Raw genomic sequence first — 19,728 nt, 5'->3', positions numbered from 1 at the left:
TGTTGCTTACTTAACGTATTAATGGTGCGTGAAAGCACTGTATTTGGCGTTACATTGCTTGATAGTAATAGCTTGAAAGCACCCTACCCAATGCGCGTTGGCGCCTCAAAATGCGTGGAATAGGCCATTCCACCTTATGATCAGGTAAGGTGCGTGACACCACCAGGTCACTAGCTTCGTTTATGGACTGTTGGAAGTGTCACGCACCCTACGTTAATTTATTAAGGGTTGAATACGTGCTTTGAATTCGGCGTTTTGGAGTGCGCTGATAGCGTTGATGGAATCTTGTACCCAAAATTGTCTACCGAAACGAACGAGTTGACGGGTTCCCCCAGATTGAACGACTCCAATAATGGGGGTTTTGCCTTTTTCACTGCCACCTGCAAGTTTTATCAAAACATTTCGTAGACGGTCTTGTTCTTCGATGACGGTTGCTTGTTCAGGAGTAAGCTCAACCATTATCATTTGTAATTGTTCAACTGGCTCTACATCATCTACTATTAATTGGTTTTGTTCGTCACGACGTTTAATCTTAGCCCAGATAATTAATCGGGCATCGACTTGGAGTAAGGTGCTAATACGCTCATAGATTTTGGGAAAGACGACAGCTTCGGATTGTGTTGTTAGGTCTTCGATTTGTAAAATTGCCATCGGGTCGCCTTTTTGCGTGATACGCTTAATTACGTTGTTAAGCATCACAACAGTGCAAATTGCAGCGTCTTCTTTTTGTTCCGGGATTTGCGATAGATTTATGGGTGACAGAATACGCGCGGATTGGCGAACTGATTTGAGAGGGTGGTCAGAAACATAAAAACCAAGCAGTTCTTTTTCTTTATGGAGTTTTTCTTGCGGAGGAAAATCTGGAACAGGTTTGGCTTTCGGCGCCGTATCGAAACTATTCTTTTTAGAACTATTATCGTTACTGCCAAATCCTCCTCCCAGTAAATCAAATAAATTTCCTTGACCACTAGCACGGTCTTTAGCGCGCGACTGTGCCCAGTTATAAGTTAATTCTAAGTCGTAAATTAATTGTTGGCGATTAGACTCGATTTTATCGAAGGCACCGCAATATATAAGAGACTCGATAGTTTTACGACCAACCGCACGTAAATCAACACGGTCACAAAAATCTCCAAGCGATTTAAATTCACCATCTTGTTGACGCGCTTCTAATATCGAAGAAATGGCGCCTTGTCCCAAACCACGCACTGCACTAAGTCCAAATACAATCTTGCCATCCGTTGGGGTAAAATCAATACCCGAACGATTAACATTCGGTGGCTCGATTGTAATAGACATACTTACACAGGTGGAAATATACCTTTGCACCTTCTCTGTATCACCGCTGTTAGCAGTTAAAAGTGCCGCCATATATTCCAATGGATAATTAGCTTTTAAATACGCAGTTTGATAAGTGACATATCCATATGCAGTAGAGTGAGACTTGTTAAAGCAGTTAGAAGCTATCAAGCCTTGTTTAATTATAAAATTGTGGTCTTGCGCTACCCCAATGTCATAAACATCTTGTACGCCTTCATATTTTCTGGCAACTATTTTTACCATATCCACACCTAGTACACTTAAAAAAATCAACCTATAAAATCAACTATTTATCTAAATAAAGCCGTGAGATCAATACTAATGCAGAATCCGTTACTTATGGCACCCCGCATTACCACACCACAATTAATCGAGCAGAAGAAGCCAACCTATACTAAAATCAATCATTTGATAAGAGTTATGAACAATGAGTTAGGAGGCTCGAAGGTAGGGTGTGTGAGGCTACAACAATTCTTAAACGAAGCAATTATTAGGTGGGGTCACGCACCTTATGAGCTTCGCGTCTCTACATTCCTAATTTCTAACTCTCTCCTGTGCGTGACGCTACTAGATCATTCGTTTTGTTTCACAATTGTTATAGCGTCACGCACCCTACCTCTCAGCACTCAGCACTTTCCACTCAGCACTAAATTAAGGAATTACTATGGCATCAATTCGCGAGTTACACGAGCAATTAGTTAAAAAGGAACGTTCTGCGGTTGAAATTACGCAGGAAACATTAGAGCGTATAGAAGCTTTAGAACCAAAAGTACAAAGCTTTTTGTCCGTTACCGCATCTAAGGCAATCGAACAAGCGCGCGCTGTAGATGCTTTAATTGCCGCAGGTGAAGAAATTGGTATGTTGGCTGGCATACCAATTGGGATCAAAGATAACATGTGTACTAAGGGAATTACGACAACTTGTGCTTCACGAATATTAGAAAATTTTGTACCTCCCTATGAATCAACGGTAACGCAAAAGTTATTCGATGCTGGTGCGGTGATGGTTGGTAAAACGAATCTTGATGAGTTTGCAATGGGAGGTTCTACAGAAACATCAGCTTACAAGAGAACAGCAAACCCTTGGGATTTATCGCGCGTACCAGGTGGATCATCGGGAGGTTCAGCAGCAGCTGTTGCAGCTGGTGAGTGTGTTGTGTCGATAGGTTCTGATACAGGTGGTTCAATCCGTCAACCTGCATCTTTCTGTGGTGTTGTGGGTATTAAACCGACTTATGGACTAGTATCACGGTATGGGTTAGTGGCATTTGCATCGTCTCTTGACCAAATTGGACCGTTTTCACGCAGCGTTGAAGATTCTGCAATTTTGCTTAATGCCATAGCAGGTTATGACCCTAAAGACTCGACTAGTTTGAAAGTAGAAATTCCTGATTACACAGCCAATCTCAGACCTGATTTAACATTTAATGGTAAAAAAATCCGTGTTGGTATTATTAAGGAAACTTTTGGCGAAGGCTTAGACCCACAAGTTGAGCAATCTGTCAATAAGGCTATTGAAAAACTTGAGGAATTAGGAGCAGAAGTAATTGAAGTTTCTTGTCCTCGTTTCCGCTACGGTCTACCAAGCTATTACATCATTGCACCTTCGGAAGCTTCTGCTAATCTAGCTCGCTATGACGGAGTTAAGTATGGTTTACGTGCATCTGATGCTGAGAATTTACTATCAATGTACACTCGCACCCGTGCCACTGGTTTCGGCGCCGAAGTGAAGCGAAGAATTATGATAGGTACATACGCTCTATCATCTGGTTATTACGATGCATATTATTTGAAAGCTCAGAAAGTCCGTACTTTAATTAAGCAGGACTTTGAAAAAGCGTTTGAACAAGTAGATGTTTTGGTATCTCCGGTTGCTCCTACAACTGCATTCAAAGCAGGAGAGAAAACAACTGACCCATTGAGTATGTACTTAATTGACTTGATGACGATCCCCGTTAATTTAGCAGGGCTACCTGGTATAAGTGTTCCCTGTGGTTTTGATAGCGATGGAATGCCTATTGGTTTACAGTTAATTGGTAATGCGCTGCAAGAAGACTTATTATTTAGAGTTGCGTATGCATATGAACAGTCAACTGAATGGCATAAGCACGAACCGAATATATAAAAGCTCATAAAAGCTCGTAGTGAGGGCTTCAGCCCTCTTCTTATAATTACGGATAATTACTGAAGTATTTACTACAAGTATATACACACTTACGAGCTTTTATGGAGTTGGAGAAGTTGTTGGAGTTGCGGTTGTTTCCGAAGTGTACTTAATTTCTCTGACACTACCTTCTGTACCCATCGCTTCTGCTGGTTGCTTATTGGCAGATACTAAAACGGCGCCAGCGTTACCTGAGCGTATTGATACCTCTTTTTGGGCACTCCAGGTTTTTTTATCTCCTTTATTCAAAGTTCCTTCAAAATCAGTCTTTCCATCGACTTTCACTCGTATCCATGAACTTTCCTGCAACTCAATTCCAACTTCAACCCCAGAACCAGCTTGAGTTATTGGGGATGAAGTTGGTGTTGGTGCTATTGCGCCTGTAGTCGGTGTTGGTAGTGCTGATGCAACTGGAGAAGTTTTTGGGTTGGATACAGAACTCAGTTTTTGTGACGCAGGTAATGATGCCACTGGCGAAGCTTTTGTTAAAGCCACTGTCTGCTTAATAGTATTTTTGTTCTGAACTACAGATTGGGTTCCTCGCCTTGGAACAAGAATATAGATAAGTCCTAAAGAAGCGGCAACTAATAGTAAGATATACGGTACAGCTAAAGGTATATATAAATTTGATTTCTTTTCTACGTCTTGTGGTGTACTCTCTGTCTCCACGGGTAAAAATACGTCACCAAAATTTGCTGTTAAGGTGGCGCCGTCAATACCGATAACGTCACAGTAGCGGCGAACAAATCCCTGTACGAAAACGGCCTCTGGGAGTACGGACGCATTTCCCTCTTCTATCGCCTGTATGAACGCTGGACGTATCCGCGTATGTACTGCGATTTCATCGATACTAATAGATTTGTCTTCGCGCCGTTTGCGTAGATAAGCCCCTATTTCCTTTAATTGCTCTGCCTGAGCTTCATTTACTAACTTCACGTTCTTCTCCTGTTATCCACCTATGCTTATAATTCAAAAGAGAAAATACTGATTTTTGTGTATATAATTGAACTGGTTAATCAAAATTATTAAGAATTCATATTTGATTGAACATCTCTAATTTAATAGAGTACCAAACTTGGTCACAAAAAGAATAATCATTATGTTTAGAATCACCTGAAGGAGGGAAGGAAAGCTGCTATATATAATACATTTACTCCCTCAGTTAATTCTGGGTCTTGGAGTGCTAATTACTGTTGCGTACTTCGTAGCGTGCTTATTTTTATACTCGCAACAGCATAAGTATCTTTTCTATCCTTCTCCAAACATTGAAAAAACGCCCCTCTTATATAATGTGCCGTTTGAAGAGGTATGGATACCTGTCGCTACCAACGGTAGTATTGAGCATATCAACGCTTGGTGGATGGATAATTCTAAGTGTTCCAACGGCAAGGTGCTGCTTTATCTCCACGGGAATGCGCTTAATATCGGCGCCAATGTTTATGCAGCTAGTGGGTACTATAAGGCTGGATTTTCAGTATTGTTAATTGATTATCGAGGATTTGGTAGGAGTGAGGGCGGTTTTCCGAATGAAAATCGTGTTTACGAAGATGCTGCGATCGCTTGGAGTTATCTAGTTAAGCAGCTAAAAGTTCCTGCTCATCAAATATATATATATGGACATTCGCTAGGTGGCGCCATTGCTATAAACTTAGCGCTCAAGCATCCCGAAGCTGCCGGTCTAATTGTAGAAAGCACTTTCACTTCAATTCGCAATGTTATTGTGGCTCGGAAACTTTTCCGTTTCTTCCCCGTCAAGTTAATCCTGAAACAAAATTTTGATTCAATCAGCAAAATACCACTGATCAAGATACCGATTTTGATAATTCATGGTGCCGAGGATTTAACTGTGCCAGCGTTTATGAGTAAGCAACTCTATAATGCTGCTCCAGAGGTTAAAGAATTAGTCATCATACCTGGTGCGAACCATAATAATGTTGGAGAATTTGCTCCGTCTACTTATCTAAAAGCTGTACAGTCTTTTGTAAAGGTCGTTGAAGCAAAGACCCAACCGAATATCTATTAATTTAATTCAAATTGATTTACTAATTTATTTAATTTTATGAATTTGTAATTGATTCAGCATTTATTACGTGAAATGATAGTATAAAACATCGTCAGTAGATATGACGCTAGGAATTACTCAATTCGATAGAGTAATTCTCAGTATAAAGAATTTAGCAAATGTTTTATTAATTACTAAGTATTATTAAAGCAATTATACGTAATTACTGAGTGTAATTGCTTAAGTTTACATTAGTTAATAAAAGCATTTTAGTAGTTGAAAATACTTGAGCAATTGATACACAACAATCCGGAATCATCCGCAAACAGTCGAAGAAATTACACAGGGAAGAATACTTCGCTCTTATAAATATTATCGGTTAAAACAAAGATTATGACAGCCGTATACTCACTTAGTATTTCTGGGAAATCAACTATTGAAGTCAGCCAAGATGAACTACGGGCAATCTTAGGTCAAATAGAAGCGGAGTTACACCGCAGCAAGGTTTACCGTCGCGCGTTAGCAGCTGTTCAAAAAATGTTAGGAGACTCCGAAGAACAGTTCAAGCAGTTGTTCAAAGCTGTCGGACGTGAGGCAATTAGTATAGCTTTTCATCAATTTGCACAACAGCATAAAGTACGAGATAATCAAGCTGATATAGGCTCCAGTCCTAATATTTCAGCTGATGAAGCAAAACCTGAATTAGAAGCAAATTCCGCAAATGATTCTGAAAAATATGAAACTCCAGCAAGTAATGATTTAGGTGATTTATCTGATTGTTTAACGAGTGCGAAGTTTCACTCAAGAGCAGAGCATGAAGATTCAGCAGTGGATACAGTTTCTGAAACTCCTATATCTAAAACCCCTATACTAAAGGAAGAAGTTAAACAGAGCAATAAAAAGTCCAACTTATCTTTACCGTGGTCTAAGAACAAAAAAGCATTGAAAGCTGAACTTGCGAAACAAGCGGCAGAGGAACAACGTTTTGAAACCTTACGTGAAATTGGTAAACAGTTACGACAAGCGCGCGAACTTAGAGGAATGTCGCTTACGCAGTTAAATATCTATACTCACGTACCAATCTACCAAATGGAAGCGATTGAGAATGGGAAATGGGATAGTTTACCTGAAGAAGTGTATGTTCGTGGGTTTATTCGAGTCATGGGTAATGCATTAGGACTTAATGGCACTCATTTAGTTGCTTCTTTACCTGCTGCTGAACCAGCAAAAACAATTGCACCCATTTGGTACAAGAACCAAAATAACAATTCTCGTGGAGGAGGAATTGGGTTTGATATTAAACCAATGCATTTGTATATGGGTTACACTGCACTTGTTGTAGGTGCCGTTGGTGGACTGTCAGTAATGTCGCAGCAAGCAGAAGCGAAACGACTACTTCCGGATAGCAATGCATCCTCATCTTTTACTCAAACACCAAAAGACAAGCATTCCGACAGTAAACCTGGACTACAATCTAACGGTCAAGTTTCGGTAGGTGCCGGTATTGCAGCACCCGAAGCTCTATAACAAGATTACATATATATGTGTATGTGTACGAGTGTAGAGACGTTACATGTAACGTCTCTACAATTTTTGTCACATCTACAAACCTATAATTTAATTGCAATATAGAAAAGGTAAAATTTTCTATAAATAACACCTAACTAAAAAGTTAATTTGTCACGTATTTATGGCTGTAACATTTCAAGTGTTAAAATTTCATTTGGTTTATCAGCGACCAGCCGCATAATATCTAGCCAAAAAGAACCCATAATAGTTTCGGGAAGTTCTCTACCAACATGGACAGGAATGATAACCTCGACACCATCAATTATAATTTTGCCTGAGCAGATATTAAACTTTGCGGAACCTCGTGCTGTTTGCATATCCACTTGTAAAGTTATCAAAGACCACCCTAAAGCATCCAAGTCCTGACTATTGATAGCTAACCAGCCATCAGTAAATCCGGTATCTAACAAAGCTTCAATCGGAAATTGCTCACCATTGGTAGCAACAAGAATAACTTCAAAAAACAACTCCTTGTTGTCACCAAATCTTCCTTCAATCATATCCTTCCGCAATAACCAGTATTATTGAGCTTAAACATTGTTAGCTTTGGGTCATTACCATAACCATAAGCTTTTATAACCTTTTTGATTATTCCATCAAAACTTGGGTCAATAATGTGCTGTTCTGTATCGGGGTCAATAGCAATATACCAGTTATAGTGATTTTCTATCAAGCTAGGAAGCACACGCTCAAATATAACACGACAGCGTGCGGCAAGTTCATCACTGTACTTTTGGGACTGGGCTTCTTCTTCCTCTGATATTGGTTTGCTCTTTAAAATACGGGTGTTTTGTGGATGCATAGTGTCATGTAAACATGCAGGAATGTTCTAAATATAATTTTATTATGCCGTTGATTTTGAAATATAGCGACCATCGCTAAAAACTATTTTCTCTGTGTTCTCTGTGCCTATGTAGTAAAATATCTTACAAAAAGACACATCAATGGTGCATGACAGCAGTTTAATTGTTCGTTTTGATTTTAGTTTGTAGTTGCTCAGAGCGCACCTTACGTAATGTCAGAATATAGAAGCTATATAGATTTTATGTTTACCTTTTATGCTCCAATTAACTGCTCATCTTAAAGCAAGATTCTCTACACCTCTAAAAATAGGCGCCCTTTGTGTAAACAGTCGTATGCTTCAATCTCCTTTATCTGGTGTAACAGATTTAGTATTCCGGCGCCTTGTTCGTCGTTATGCTCCTGAGTAAATGTTATATACCGAGATGGTTCACACTTCCAGGTTGCAGCATTTAAAGGAAATTCTAATTATTATGGAAATTGACCCAAACGAACGTCCGGTAATTATACAATTATTTGGTTGTCGTCCACATTTTTTAGCTGAAGCTGCACAAAAAGCGGTTGCTGAAGGTGCCGATACTGTTGATATTAATATGGTGTAACATTGTTCTCTTTGAAATGGCACCTGCTGCATCCGTATTAGCGAGTACAAATTGTTAAATTTGATTCTCTTACCTATACAGTATTAACAAAGCATAAGTAAAACTGTAAATCTAAGTGCTATAATATGGAAATATATTGTAATAAATCTATATCTAAATGTAGTTATCCAAATTAACATAAAGTTATCTGTATGCCTCAAACTTTAAAAGCAACTTACAGTAATGGCACCTTTATATTACAAACAACTTGTGATATACCAGAAGGCGAAGAAGTTGAGTTCTTAGTGAAATCTTCTAATGTTGTAGCGCCAACAATTTCTGACGTAGAAAACAAAAAGAGCTTTCTAAAAGCGCTAGTTAAACGGATGCAGGAAAACCCAATTCCTTTTGATGCAGAACCTTTCACACGGGATATGCTGCATGAACGCCGTTGATACTAATATTTTAATTTATGTAAACGACCCACGCGATACTATTAAACAGGCCACAGAATCTTCTCTAATTTCTAACCTAATAGATGGTGTGTTACTCTAGCAGGTTGCATGTGAGTACCTAGCTGCAAGTCGAAAGTTAGAGAAGTTAGGGTATAATAGAGGTCAAGCTTACCAATATATCCGTGACGGTGTAGATATTATTAACCCTTTTAAAGTTTGATAGGCAATACATTAATTTTTAATGAAATCTCAACGGTGCGTGACAGCAGTTAATTAGCCATATGCATTTCTAGTTTGTTATTAGCTGTCATGCACCCTACGTATATATGTAAGAATGTCAAAATATAAAAGCTATATGAATTTTATATTTACCTTTTATGCTGCAATTATCTCCCCATCTCAAAGTGAGACTCGCTACACCTCTAAAAATCGGTGCCCTCTTAATTAACAGTCGTGTGCTTCAATCTCCTTTATCTGGTGTAACAGATTTAGTATTCCGGCGCCTTGTTCGTCGTTATGCTCCTGAGTCAATGTTGTATACCGAGATGGTTCACGCTTCCAGGTTGCAGCATTTAAAGGAAATTCCCATTATTATGGAAATTGACCCAAACGAACGTCCGGTAAGTATTCAGTTATTTGATTGTCGTCCACATTTTTTAGCTGAAGCTGCACAAAAAGCGGTTGAGTCGGGCGCCGATACAGTTGATATAAACATGGGGTGTCCGGTAAATAAAATTACTCGTAAGGGAGGGGGTTCCTCGTTATTACGACAACCGGAAGTAGCTGAGGAAATTGTAAGAGAAATAGTTAAGGCAGTGAATGTACCTGTTACCGTAAAAACACGTATTGGATGGGATGATGCAGAGATTACGATACTAGATTTTGCTCTTCGTATGCAAGATGCAGGCGCCCAGATGATTACTGTACATGGTCGTACACGTGCCCAAGGTTATACAGGTAACGCGCGTTGGGAATGGATAGGAAAGGTAAAACAAGTATTGGATATTCCAGTAATTGCCAACGGGGATATATTTTCTGTAGAGTCAGCAGTGCGATGCTTGGAAGAAACAGGTGCCGATGGTGTAATGTGTTCGCGCGGGACTTTGGGATATCCGTTTTTGGTGGGAGAAATTGATTATTTTTTGAAAACAGGGGAAATATTAGCGGCGCCAACACCTGTACAAAGACTTGAATGCGCCAAAGAACATTTAGAAGCGTTGTATGAATATAAAGGAGAACGCGGTATTTACCAAGCGCGTAAACATATGGCTTGGTATGCAAAAGGATTTGTCGGCGCCTCTGAATTACGTGGTGAGTTGAATAAAATAGAAACTGTAGAGCAAGGCGCCGAGTTACTAGATAAAGCAATTGACCAGTTAGCTAATGGTTATGAAGTTATCGAGGAAAAAGAAGTTGTTATGTTGCAATGACATTGCTTGTACTTATCACTGACATAAATAAAATTTAATATACATTCTGTGTATTTTGCTACATTTTTTGAAAAAATTAAGATATTATGACATAGAGGAAAGGAATGTAGGGTGTGTGACAGCCATAACAAACCAGAAATAAAACAACAAATAAAGTGCTGTCACGCACCATCAACTATCTTTGTATGTACTTTAGAAGCAGAGTATTTTGAAAAGACATCAACAAACTTTAGCTTGGCTCAACGGTATAACCGCGCGTAACCCCTTAACAGTATCGCGTTGGCTTTTGTGCTGGGCAACTATAGGAATTTGCAGCGGTTTATTTGCAGGACTATACTGGCATATTCTTGAGCAAGTAACTAAGTTTTTAAGTTCATTTCAAGGTTATAGCTTGTTAGTTGTGATGCCGTTATCAGGATTACTGATAGGATTAGTAATACATTTTCTTGGTAATCCAGGCGAGATTGCTTTAATAGTTGATAATATCCATTTTCGTGGTGGAAGAATTGATAAGCGCGAAAATCCCTCTATGATTATCTCGTCGCTTATTAGTATTTCGGCAGGGGGAAGCCTTGGACCAGAGGCGCCGATGGTTCAGGTAACAGGCTCTTTGGGGACTTGGGTTGCAGATAAATTGCATCTGGAAGGCGAAAAATTACGCACGCTTAGTATTGCTGGTATGGCTGCTGGTTTTACGGCTTTGTTTGGTGCCCCATTAGGAGGAGCTTTTTTCGCATTAGAGATTTTGCACCATGAGTATTTTTTAGAGTACTATGAAGCGGTTTTACCTGCTATTGTCTCTAGTTGTGCTAGCTACTTAGTATTTGTTGTAATTACGCACTTGGGTATTGCGCCTACCTGGAATTTTCCGCAGTATCAAGTTAATAATATTGATGACTTTATTATCGCTATTTTATATGCGATTGTTGGGGCTGTCGCAGCATGGGTGTTTATCAGTATTTTTCAACTTTGCAGGCAGATTTTTACTAAAATTGCGGTGCCTATTTATTTGAAAACAACACTAGCAGGGTTAATATTAGGAATTCTAGCAATAGTTTTACCACTAACCCGCTACTTTGGACATGAGCAACTTAATACAGTTGTTGAGAATAATTTTAGTGCTTATACATTACTAATTATAGTACTAGCTAAAATGATTGCGATTAGCGTCACTGTAAACGGCGAGTGGCGAGGTGGATTTATTATTCCCCTATTTTTTACTGGAGCATGTCTAGGTAAAGCAATAGCAACTTTAATACCAGGGGTACATCCTGTACTGGCAATGATTTCAATAATGGCAGCAATTAATGCCGCAGTTACTCGTACTCCAATTAGCACCACGTTACTACTTACAAAACTAACAGGCTTTACCCCCTTTACACCAATTCTATTTGCTAGCTTAGTTGGGTTTTTTCTATCACCGAAAATGCCGCTTATAAAATCACAGTTGAAATCTCAAAATAGAGAAACGACGCATTAGTAAAAAAAGTGTAATTAATTTTACATTTTTCATGCGAATATCAAACATTATTAAAGATTTATCATTTATATAGAGTCTGTAAAATCAAATCAGCTTTCTTAAGCTTATGTATATTCAATCGCTTAACAATAGTTTACAAATAAATGTAAATAAAGCATAACAACTAGTGAATTTATTCATAGCATTGAAAAATACGTCAAATTTTGGGAATGATTAAGATAGATAAACTTTTAATAATATCTTATATAGAATCATTTATTATCATTTCACCATATTTATTTTTGTTTGACGAATTGCGAACATCGCATGAGATTCTAGAAACAGCGAAAAAAATTTAATTCTGTTTTGATGAGGTTTTAACAAATGGTGCAAGGTCAAAAACCAACGGTGATTATTACAGGCGCCTCTTCGGGAGTAGGTTTGCACGCTGCGAATGCGCTGGTTAAACGTGGTTGGTATGTGGTCATGGCGTGTCGAAATTTAGAAAAGGCAGAACAAGCAGCAGCTAGTTTGGGGATGCCAAAGGACAGCTACAGAGTTATTCATCTCGACTTGGGCAGTTTAAACAGTGTGCGCGCGTTTGTAAACAGTTTTCGAGAAACTGGCAAATCGCTGGATGCATTGGTATGTAACGCTGCTGTGTATATGCCTTTGTTGAAGGAACCGTTGTATAGTCCAGATGGTTACGAGTTAAGCGTGGCGACAAACCACTTTGGGCATTTTCTGCTGTGTAACTTAATGTTGGAAGATTTGAAAAATTCAGGTGCCAAGGAACCAAGGCTGGTAATATTAGGTACTGTAACAGCGAATTCTAAAGAGTTAGGAGGAAAAATTCCTATTCCGGCACCAGCAGATTTGGGAGACTTGAAGGGATTAGAAGCTGGGTTTAAGGCGCCTATCTGTATGATAGACGGAAAGAAATTCAAAGCAGGTAAAGCTTATAAAGATAGCAAGCTGTGTAACATGATTACCGTGCGCGAGTTACACAAACGTTATCACGACTCCACAGGCATTACTTTTAGTTCGCTATACCCAGGATGTGTTGCTGACACACCTTTATTTCGCAACAGCTACCCACTATTCCAAAAAGTGTTTCCTTGGTTCCAGAAAAACATTACCGGAGGATATGTTTCTCAGGAACTATCAGGTGAACGAGTAGCACAAGTCGTAGCTGACCCAGAGTTTAATAAATCTGGCGCCCATTGGAGTTGGGGCAATCGTCAAAAAGAAGGGCGCCAGTCTTTTGTACAGGAACTCTCTAATAAAGCTACCGACGATAAAACCGCAAAACGTATGTGGGAGCTTAGTGAAAAACTAGTTGGATTATAAGATACGTAGGTTGGGTGAAGCGACAGCAGAACCCAACAAAAATCTTATTGATGTTAACCCTCTTTTGTCAGTTTGGGAAAAGGCAGTCGCTGAAAGGCTTACGGAGCTTAAGTTTTCTTGTTTTAGCTACAATTTTGAGTTTTTATTAGGAAATAAAAGCTCAAACTTAGACGGGTCTTAACTTTCAAATTTTGACCAAGATTATTGTTTTACGAGAGTGACAAAAGAGGGTTAAGCTGCCCGTTTAGTAATTAGGACAAAAACATTAATAAATATATGAATCATTCTGTGGTGTGAATAATTCGGGATAAACCGGACACTCGCTTTGTGATCCTGTTTGATACACCAATCGAAAAGACGACGGAACTAGCCGCTACTTTTTTCAGGGGGTAATACACTTAGTTCGGTTTTAGTATTAGTTAAACTTTTCGCTTTGGCAATTTTACTTAGATAACGCTTCCTAAAAGGAATCAGCTAAGTTGAGTGCTAGTATATTTGAATTATAATATTACAATAATAATTGCACCGGTTCTCTCCTCTTAGTAATGTCTTAATACTACAGTCTTTTCTTTAATTCAGTCTCTAACTATTCATTTGTACTAAAAAAACCGCCTGGTTTTGCTCTGATAATAGCAAAAGCCTTGATTATAAAGGATAATTATCGATTTTAATTAAAATTTAGCACGCTATGTACGGAAAGACCGATTTTCTTTTAGTAGCTTTGATGGCTTATTTGTCTAGGGTTACAGGAGAATTATCGTTTGATGTTGGGTTTAGTTATTCCGATTTGCAAAATGAAGTAAAAGAATTAGAACTTTTTGCTACCCATGTTCCTTGCCGTATTAACTCCTGGTTCGCTCATTTTTTTTTGAGTTTGAGAAATTACCAAAAAAACATAAAATCTATATTCCACAACGGTTTGAGCGATTTACCTAAATTTACCTTGAACTACCATCCCGCTCTAAAAACTCTATTTCTATGGGATGGCGCCAATTCGCCACAAAGTACATTTGAATTACAAGTTAGAACCCTTATTAAATCGTTCAGCTTTTTCCTAACTCAATTTAAAATAGGCGAACCAGGAGTATTTGGGCAAAGTCGAGACAATTGGAAAGAAAAAGCTCTGGTTCTTTACTACGAGGTACTGAAAGCGAGCGACCTTTTCACTTACCATTTTTTAGCTTGTATTATTGTATTATTAATCTATACTATAATGTTAGGGCGAGTTATTTTATTATTATTTCTGTGGAATCTTAATTACAAAAGTTGTCCCCTTGCCGGGTGATGATATACACTCTAAGGCACCTCGATGTTTTTGCGTAACAATTTGATAACTAATCGACAAACCTAACCCAGTACCTTTACCAACAGGTTTGGTAGTAAAGAAGGGGTCAAAAATTTTACTTTTTATCTCGTCATCCATTCCCATACCGTTATCAGAAATGCAAATAACGACTTGATTATTTGCTTTTAATTTTGTGCAAATACAGATAGTTGGAACTGTAAATCTTTGTAAAGTTCTATCTTTTATAGCATCAATAGCATTACTAAGTAAATGCAAAAAGACTTGATTTAACTGTGAAGCATAGCATTTAACACCACGTATATGACCATATTTTTTAATAACTTGAATTTGTCCTAAATTTTGCTGGAGAATCATGAGAGAGCTTTCAATTCCTTCATGTATATCAACTTCTTTACAATCAGCTTCATCTAATCGCGAAAAGTGTCGTAAAGATGTGACAATATCACAAATTCGTGACGCTCCTATATTCATGGATTGAAGCAGCATTGGCATATCAATTTTGATAAAATCTATATCAATCTCATTATTTTTATTCAGAATTTTCTGTGTGGCATTAGGAAACTCTTCTTGGTAGATAAGAAGTAATTCAAGCAGGGATTTAGCATAATCTGACGTGTAAGCTAAATTAGCATAGATAAAATTTATTGGGTTGTTGATTTCGTGGGCAATACCTGCTACTAATTGTCCTAAAGAAGACATTTTTTCACTATGTATAAGTTGAGCTTGAGTACGACGTAATTCTTTCAAAGTTGTTTGTAGTTGCTGATTTTTTTCTTCTATTTGTTGTGTACGCTCATTAACTCGTGCTTCTAAGGTCGTATAAAAATTAGCATTTTCTAAAGAAATAGCTGCTTGAACAGACAGTATTTGTAAAACTTCTAGTTTATCTTTGGTAAAAGCGTTGGTGGTAAGGTTATTTTCTAAGTATAAAATTCCAATCAGCTTACAAGAATGGATAATGGGTGATACAAGGATAGATTTTGGTTGATTCAGAATAATATAAGGATCAAAATTAAAATTTTCTGCCTTGGAAGCATCATCTAATACTACATGTGTTTGAGTTCTTTCTACGTAGTTAATTATAGATGTTGCTAGATAAGAGTGTTTGGTAATAGGAACAGATTGTAAAACTGTTATGGAGGCTTGTTCTGTTAATGAAGCTTCAATAACTAATTCATTATTTTTTTTGGTAATAAAAAATACTTTTTGGGCACCTGCATTTTCTTTGACTAGATGCATAAGTTTTTCCAGTAAATTTGATAGTAAAATCTCGCTGCTTAGTGCTTGCGATGCTTTTACTACTGTTGAGGCATCTAAAGATAAAGATTTGGTATAAGTTTTTGAGATACTACTAGCAGGCAATAAGAGTGATGTTAGTTGCGATGTTTTAATAAGCAAATGAGGATAGCGTTCCTCTAAGTCTTTTACTTTAGCCATAGCTCCCCAGGTGATATAAGCATAATAAGCTTCACTTATATAAGCGGCACCAATGGTATTTTTATTCTGAAAAAAATAAAACTGTGCAGCAAGTTCTGAAGCAATAGCAACTTCATGGGTATAGTTGTTAGCGCGCGCTCCTGCGATAGCTTTGTCATAGAGTTCGGCTGCTAAGATATTTTTATTTAATACCCGTGCTTTTTCAGCCTCTACCAAGTCATATTTATGCTGAAAGTTACAAGGAGCATGGTATGCCCACAGCTTCATTTTCTTTTGATTAACAGTAACTTGATCTTTATATTGTTTTTGTTCTTTATGTGAGGCACTATTATATTGAGCAAGAAGCGCTAGTGAATAGTAGAAGTTATTGACCTGATACATCAAGAAAGCAGGATTATTTTCCTGATATTTTACTACTATTGAAGCAGTATTAATTGCTTGAATATAATCACCAAATAAATAATTAAGAAGTGTTTTGAATGAATAAAAGGCACTTAACCAAGAATAATTATTTCCAAGAAAAGGAAGCATTTCTGTTTCATGAAAAACATCACCCATTAAAATCTGTCTATTTGATGAAATACCTTGTAAATTTAAAGACGTTTGTCTAACAATATTAATAGCTAAAACAATTGAATCTAGTTTCAATTCCTGCATCATTTGAAGACAATTTAGCAAAGTTTTATCAACTACTTCCAAATTAGCTCCACTGAACATTGAATGACAGCTTAAAGAAGTCGAACAGTAGCTAGCAAATTCTATATCTCCTGTTTCTAGCCCAGTCTGTATGCTTTCAGTTAAAGAAGTGATAGTATCTTTTACTGGCACCTTCAAATGTCGAATCGTTGCATCAAATAAAAAATAAACTTTACATTTGAGGGAGCTAGCGTTCATTTTGTTTAATAAGGTTAGCCCCAACCGCCCAAAGCTATAGCCTGTTTCAATGTCTCCTAACTTGTCGCATAAAATGGCAGCATAAAAACTGTAAGCTAAAGCGGCTTCTTTTGAGTTACCATATTTGACCGATAACTTAACAAGCGCATTGACTGTTAGCGGAAAGTATAAAGAACCTGCTTGACTGGCAGCAGCAGCAATAAGCATTAAAATTTGCATAGCTGCTAGCTTATGAGGGTCTGTCATTTGTGGTAAATTAGCTAAATCTTCTATCTTTTTTAATGCTAATGTGAGCTTAGTTTGTAATATCGCCATTAAAACATTAAGCATTTTAGGTTTTATCGGCAATCTGATACCTAAAATATTGAGGGCTTGCACACCAATATCAATAGCTGACTGTAGGCAATTTTGTACAGTATAAGACTGGATTAGTATTTGATAAACTCTAACTTTATCTAAAACACTATTAGCGTGTTGTAAAGTTAGTTGGCAGAGATATTTTGAGTTTTCAAAATTGCCCGTTAAATATAAACTTTCAGAATATTCTATATAAAGATTTAACGTCAAATGATAGTGAGTTTGCCAACTGTCTTCTGTCAGCAGTGCTAAACCTATATTGAAATATTTGTTAGCAATCTCATATGCGGCTTTAGATTTAGATTTTTGACCAGCTATAAGATTTAGTTGTGCTAGCTCTAATATGTCTTTTTCTTGCGTGATTAAGTCGATACCATAATTGAGATGGTGGACAATATCTAAAATATTATCTGCTAATTTTTCATTACTAATAGATTGTCGTAACAACAAACCAATTTTTAAATGATTTGCTTGTTTTTCACTATTTGAAATTAGAGAATAAGCTTCTTGCTGTACTCTGTTGTGTAAAAATTTGTACTTAATGTTTTCAATATCTAAATTTTCTTGATTAAAGTTATTAAGTGAATCATTAATAGATAAAATTAATCCTGCTTGCAAAGCTGGATATAGTTCCTGTATAATGTGTTGAGGTGATTTTTGGTTGATAATGCATAAAACATCTAAAGTAAATATATTTCCTAAAGAAGCTGCTAATTGAAGTATTTTTTGAGTAGATTCTGGTAATTTTGCAATTTTACTGATAACTAGCTCAATAATACTATTATTACTGATACCATATGCTTGGATATCTTTAAGGCACCATTGCCATGACTTGCTAATAAAGTCAAAATGTAAAAATTTTTCTTGATATAAATTTTGAAGCAACTGTGTTAAGAACAAGGGGTTGCCGTCGGTTTTATTAAATAAAGTTTCCGCTAAAGGCTTACAATACTCTTTTTCTGAACTTAATGCATCTGCAACTAACTCAATGGCATTATTTATAGTCAATGGCTGCAATACTATTTTACTAATATTAGTACCAAAGTTTTCAACTTGTTCTATTGTTTGTGCTAATATATGAGACGAGTTTAGCTCTGAGTCGCGATAGGTGCCAATTAATAACAAGTACTTAGTATCGTTATCACATATTAAAAGTTGCAGTAAATTTAGCGTAGCAAAGTCACAATAGTGTAAATCATCTAGAAATATCACCAAAGGATGCTCTTGGCAAAACACTTTAATGAATTGATAAAGTACCCTATGCAATCTATTTTGTGATTCCGTTGGTGGTAGTTGTGCTATCTCCGGTTGTTTACCTATGATTAGTTCTACTTGGGTAATAATTTCAATTAGAACTTGCCCATTTAAACCTATAGCTTTTAAAATTTTGTATTTACATTCTGCAATTTGAGTAGCATTTTTTGTAAGTAATTGCTCTATTAATGAAGTTAAAGCTTGTATCAATGAAGAGTAAGGAATATCACGTGTAAACTTATCATGTTTGCCACTTATAAAATAACCAGATTGTGGGGCAATAGTTTTACTAATTTCACTGACTAGACTCGATTTTCCGCTACCTTCTTCACCAGTTATAAGTATAAGTTCGCAGCTTCCTTGATTGACACGCTTAAATAATTGAAGTATTATGTCAACCTGTTTTTCTCTACCATAGAACTTTTGAGGAATTAGTAATTGACTTTTTGTATCTAATACTCCCGGTATGAAATCATTAATTTTGACCGTTGATGAAAACAATTCTTGAGTACATTCTAAATAAGTCAAATCAGCCAACAACCCATTTGCGCTTTGGTATCTGTCAACAGCATTTTTTGCCATTAATTTTGCAACAATTAAAGCAATAGAGTCAGGAATTTCTGGGTTCAATTGCTTTATAGGAAGTGCTTCAGAGGCGATATGACAGTATATTAACTCGCTTACGTCATGTGTAGTATAAGGTAACTGACCCGTTAGCATTTCATAGAAAGTTACCCCCAAAGAGTAAAAATCACTACGGTAATCTACTGAGCGGTTCATTCTCCCAGTTTGTTCTGGAGACATATACGCAAGTGTCTCAAGCGTTAGTAGATTCTCGGAAAGCAGTTGAGATGTAAGTGCATCATTGTTTGAAGCTATACTAAAATCGGTGAGCTTTACTACTCCAGTTTGCGGGTTGATAATGATATTGGCGCCGTTTACATGGTTATGAATAATCCCATTGGTGTGGACATAGACAAGGGCTTGTGCTAGTTGTACTCCAATCGCAAGAAAATCTGAAATTGATAATTTTTGTTTCTGTTTACTCAGAAACTGCTTGAGACTCAAACCACCAAAGTCTTCAAGCACCAAAGCCGGATGTTTGTCATGGAGTTCTAGTTTGAGAACTTTGACTATATTCTTATGTTCTAAATTTTTAGCAATAGAATACTCGTGTTTGATGCTAGCAACAGCCTCTACTGTAGGTGATTTCAGGATTTTCAGGATAACGGCGCCACTTGTTTGTGACGTACCCCGATAAACAAGAGTATTTGCACCCTGATAAATAACCTCGGTAAGGTAATATGTTGGGATATGGAGGGTTGCGAGCATCACGAGTACACCTTCCT

13 protein-coding genes and 1 pseudogene are annotated in these 19,728 nt (G+C 37.3%); 9 read left to right on the top strand and 5 right to left on the bottom strand.

Annotated features, from left to right (window positions below; translation table 11 throughout):
- Positions 1-213: 213 nt before the first annotated feature.
- Positions 214-1,563, bottom strand: a complete 1,350-nt coding sequence (locus AC2JBO_RS01680; RefSeq protein ID WP_496951883.1) for a helix-hairpin-helix domain-containing protein — start codon at positions 1,561-1,563, stop codon at positions 214-216.
- A 421-nt stretch (positions 1,564-1,984) separates the two neighbouring features.
- Between AC2JBO_RS01680 and gatA the strand changes: the two genes are divergently transcribed.
- Positions 1,985-3,445, top strand: a complete 1,461-nt coding sequence (gene gatA, locus AC2JBO_RS01675) for an Asp-tRNA(Asn)/Glu-tRNA(Gln) amidotransferase subunit GatA (protein ID WP_496951882.1) — start codon at positions 1,985-1,987, stop codon at positions 3,443-3,445.
- A gap of 99 nt (positions 3,446-3,544) precedes the next feature.
- Here the strand turns inward: gatA and AC2JBO_RS01670 are convergent, their stop codons facing one another.
- Complete coding sequence (locus tag AC2JBO_RS01670; protein ID WP_496951881.1) at positions 3,545-4,420, bottom strand: helix-turn-helix domain-containing protein; 876 nt, start codon at positions 4,418-4,420, stop codon at positions 3,545-3,547.
- A 355-nt stretch (positions 4,421-4,775) separates the two neighbouring features.
- Here AC2JBO_RS01670 and AC2JBO_RS01665 point away from each other — a divergent pair, with 355 nt between their 5' ends.
- Positions 4,776-5,507, top strand: coding sequence for an alpha/beta hydrolase (locus tag AC2JBO_RS01665; RefSeq protein WP_496951880.1), 732 nt, complete (start codon positions 4,776-4,778; stop codon positions 5,505-5,507).
- Between the two features lie 372 nt (positions 5,508-5,879).
- On the top strand, positions 5,880-7,013 hold the full coding sequence (locus AC2JBO_RS01660; protein ID WP_496951879.1) for a helix-turn-helix domain-containing protein: 1,134 nt from the start codon (positions 5,880-5,882) through the stop codon (positions 7,011-7,013).
- Between the two features lie 161 nt (positions 7,014-7,174).
- Here AC2JBO_RS01660 and AC2JBO_RS01655 read toward each other — a convergent pair whose 3' ends face one another.
- Positions 7,175-7,555: an aspartyl protease gene (locus tag AC2JBO_RS01655; protein WP_496951878.1), complete on the bottom strand. Its 381-nt coding sequence runs from the start codon at positions 7,553-7,555 to the stop codon at positions 7,175-7,177.
- Entirely contained in the window at positions 7,552-7,857 is a 306-nt protein-coding gene (locus tag AC2JBO_RS01650) for a hypothetical protein (RefSeq protein WP_496951877.1), read from the bottom strand. The genes AC2JBO_RS01655 and AC2JBO_RS01650 overlap by 4 nt, the downstream gene beginning before the upstream one ends.
- 256 nt (positions 7,858-8,113) lie before the next feature.
- Here AC2JBO_RS01650 and AC2JBO_RS01645 point away from each other — a divergent pair.
- The 6 genes and pseudogenes from AC2JBO_RS01645 to AC2JBO_RS01620 form a co-directional block, all read left to right on the top strand.
- Positions 8,114-8,452 (top strand): annotated as a pseudogene (locus tag AC2JBO_RS01645) (tRNA-dihydrouridine synthase); the annotation flags it as partial.
- A 197-nt stretch (positions 8,453-8,649) separates the two neighbouring features.
- Complete coding sequence (locus AC2JBO_RS01640; protein ID WP_496951876.1) at positions 8,650-8,892, top strand: antitoxin AF2212-like protein; 243 nt, start codon at positions 8,650-8,652, stop codon at positions 8,890-8,892.
- A gap of 377 nt (positions 8,893-9,269) precedes the next feature.
- Positions 9,270-10,322 (top strand): tRNA dihydrouridine synthase DusB, encoded by a 1,053-nt coding sequence (dusB, locus tag AC2JBO_RS01635; RefSeq protein ID WP_496951875.1) that lies wholly within the window; start codon positions 9,270-9,272, stop codon positions 10,320-10,322.
- A 208-nt stretch (positions 10,323-10,530) separates the two neighbouring features.
- Positions 10,531-11,802, top strand: coding sequence for a chloride channel protein (locus tag AC2JBO_RS01630; protein WP_496951874.1), 1,272 nt, complete (start codon positions 10,531-10,533; stop codon positions 11,800-11,802).
- 363 nt (positions 11,803-12,165) lie between these two features.
- Positions 12,166-13,131, top strand: a complete 966-nt coding sequence (locus tag AC2JBO_RS01625) for a protochlorophyllide reductase (RefSeq protein WP_496951873.1) — start codon at positions 12,166-12,168, stop codon at positions 13,129-13,131.
- A 688-nt stretch (positions 13,132-13,819) separates the two neighbouring features.
- Positions 13,820-14,416 carry a hypothetical protein gene (locus tag AC2JBO_RS01620; protein ID WP_496951872.1) on the top strand — a complete coding sequence of 199 codons (597 nt, stop codon included), beginning with the start codon at positions 13,820-13,822 and terminating at the stop codon, positions 14,414-14,416.
- On the opposite strand, the gene AC2JBO_RS01615 is transcribed toward AC2JBO_RS01620, so the two are convergent.
- Positions 14,369-19,711: a trifunctional serine/threonine-protein kinase/ATP-binding protein/sensor histidine kinase gene (locus AC2JBO_RS01615; protein ID WP_496951871.1), complete on the bottom strand. Its 5,343-nt coding sequence runs from the start codon at positions 19,709-19,711 to the stop codon at positions 14,369-14,371. The genes AC2JBO_RS01620 and AC2JBO_RS01615 overlap by 48 nt on opposite strands.
- Positions 19,712-19,728: the final 17 nt, after the last annotated feature.

The sequence above is a fragment of the Calothrix sp. CBUCES-K 9914 genome (assembly GCF_059640475.1).
This window is presented reverse-complemented; position numbering and strand designations above follow the sequence as displayed.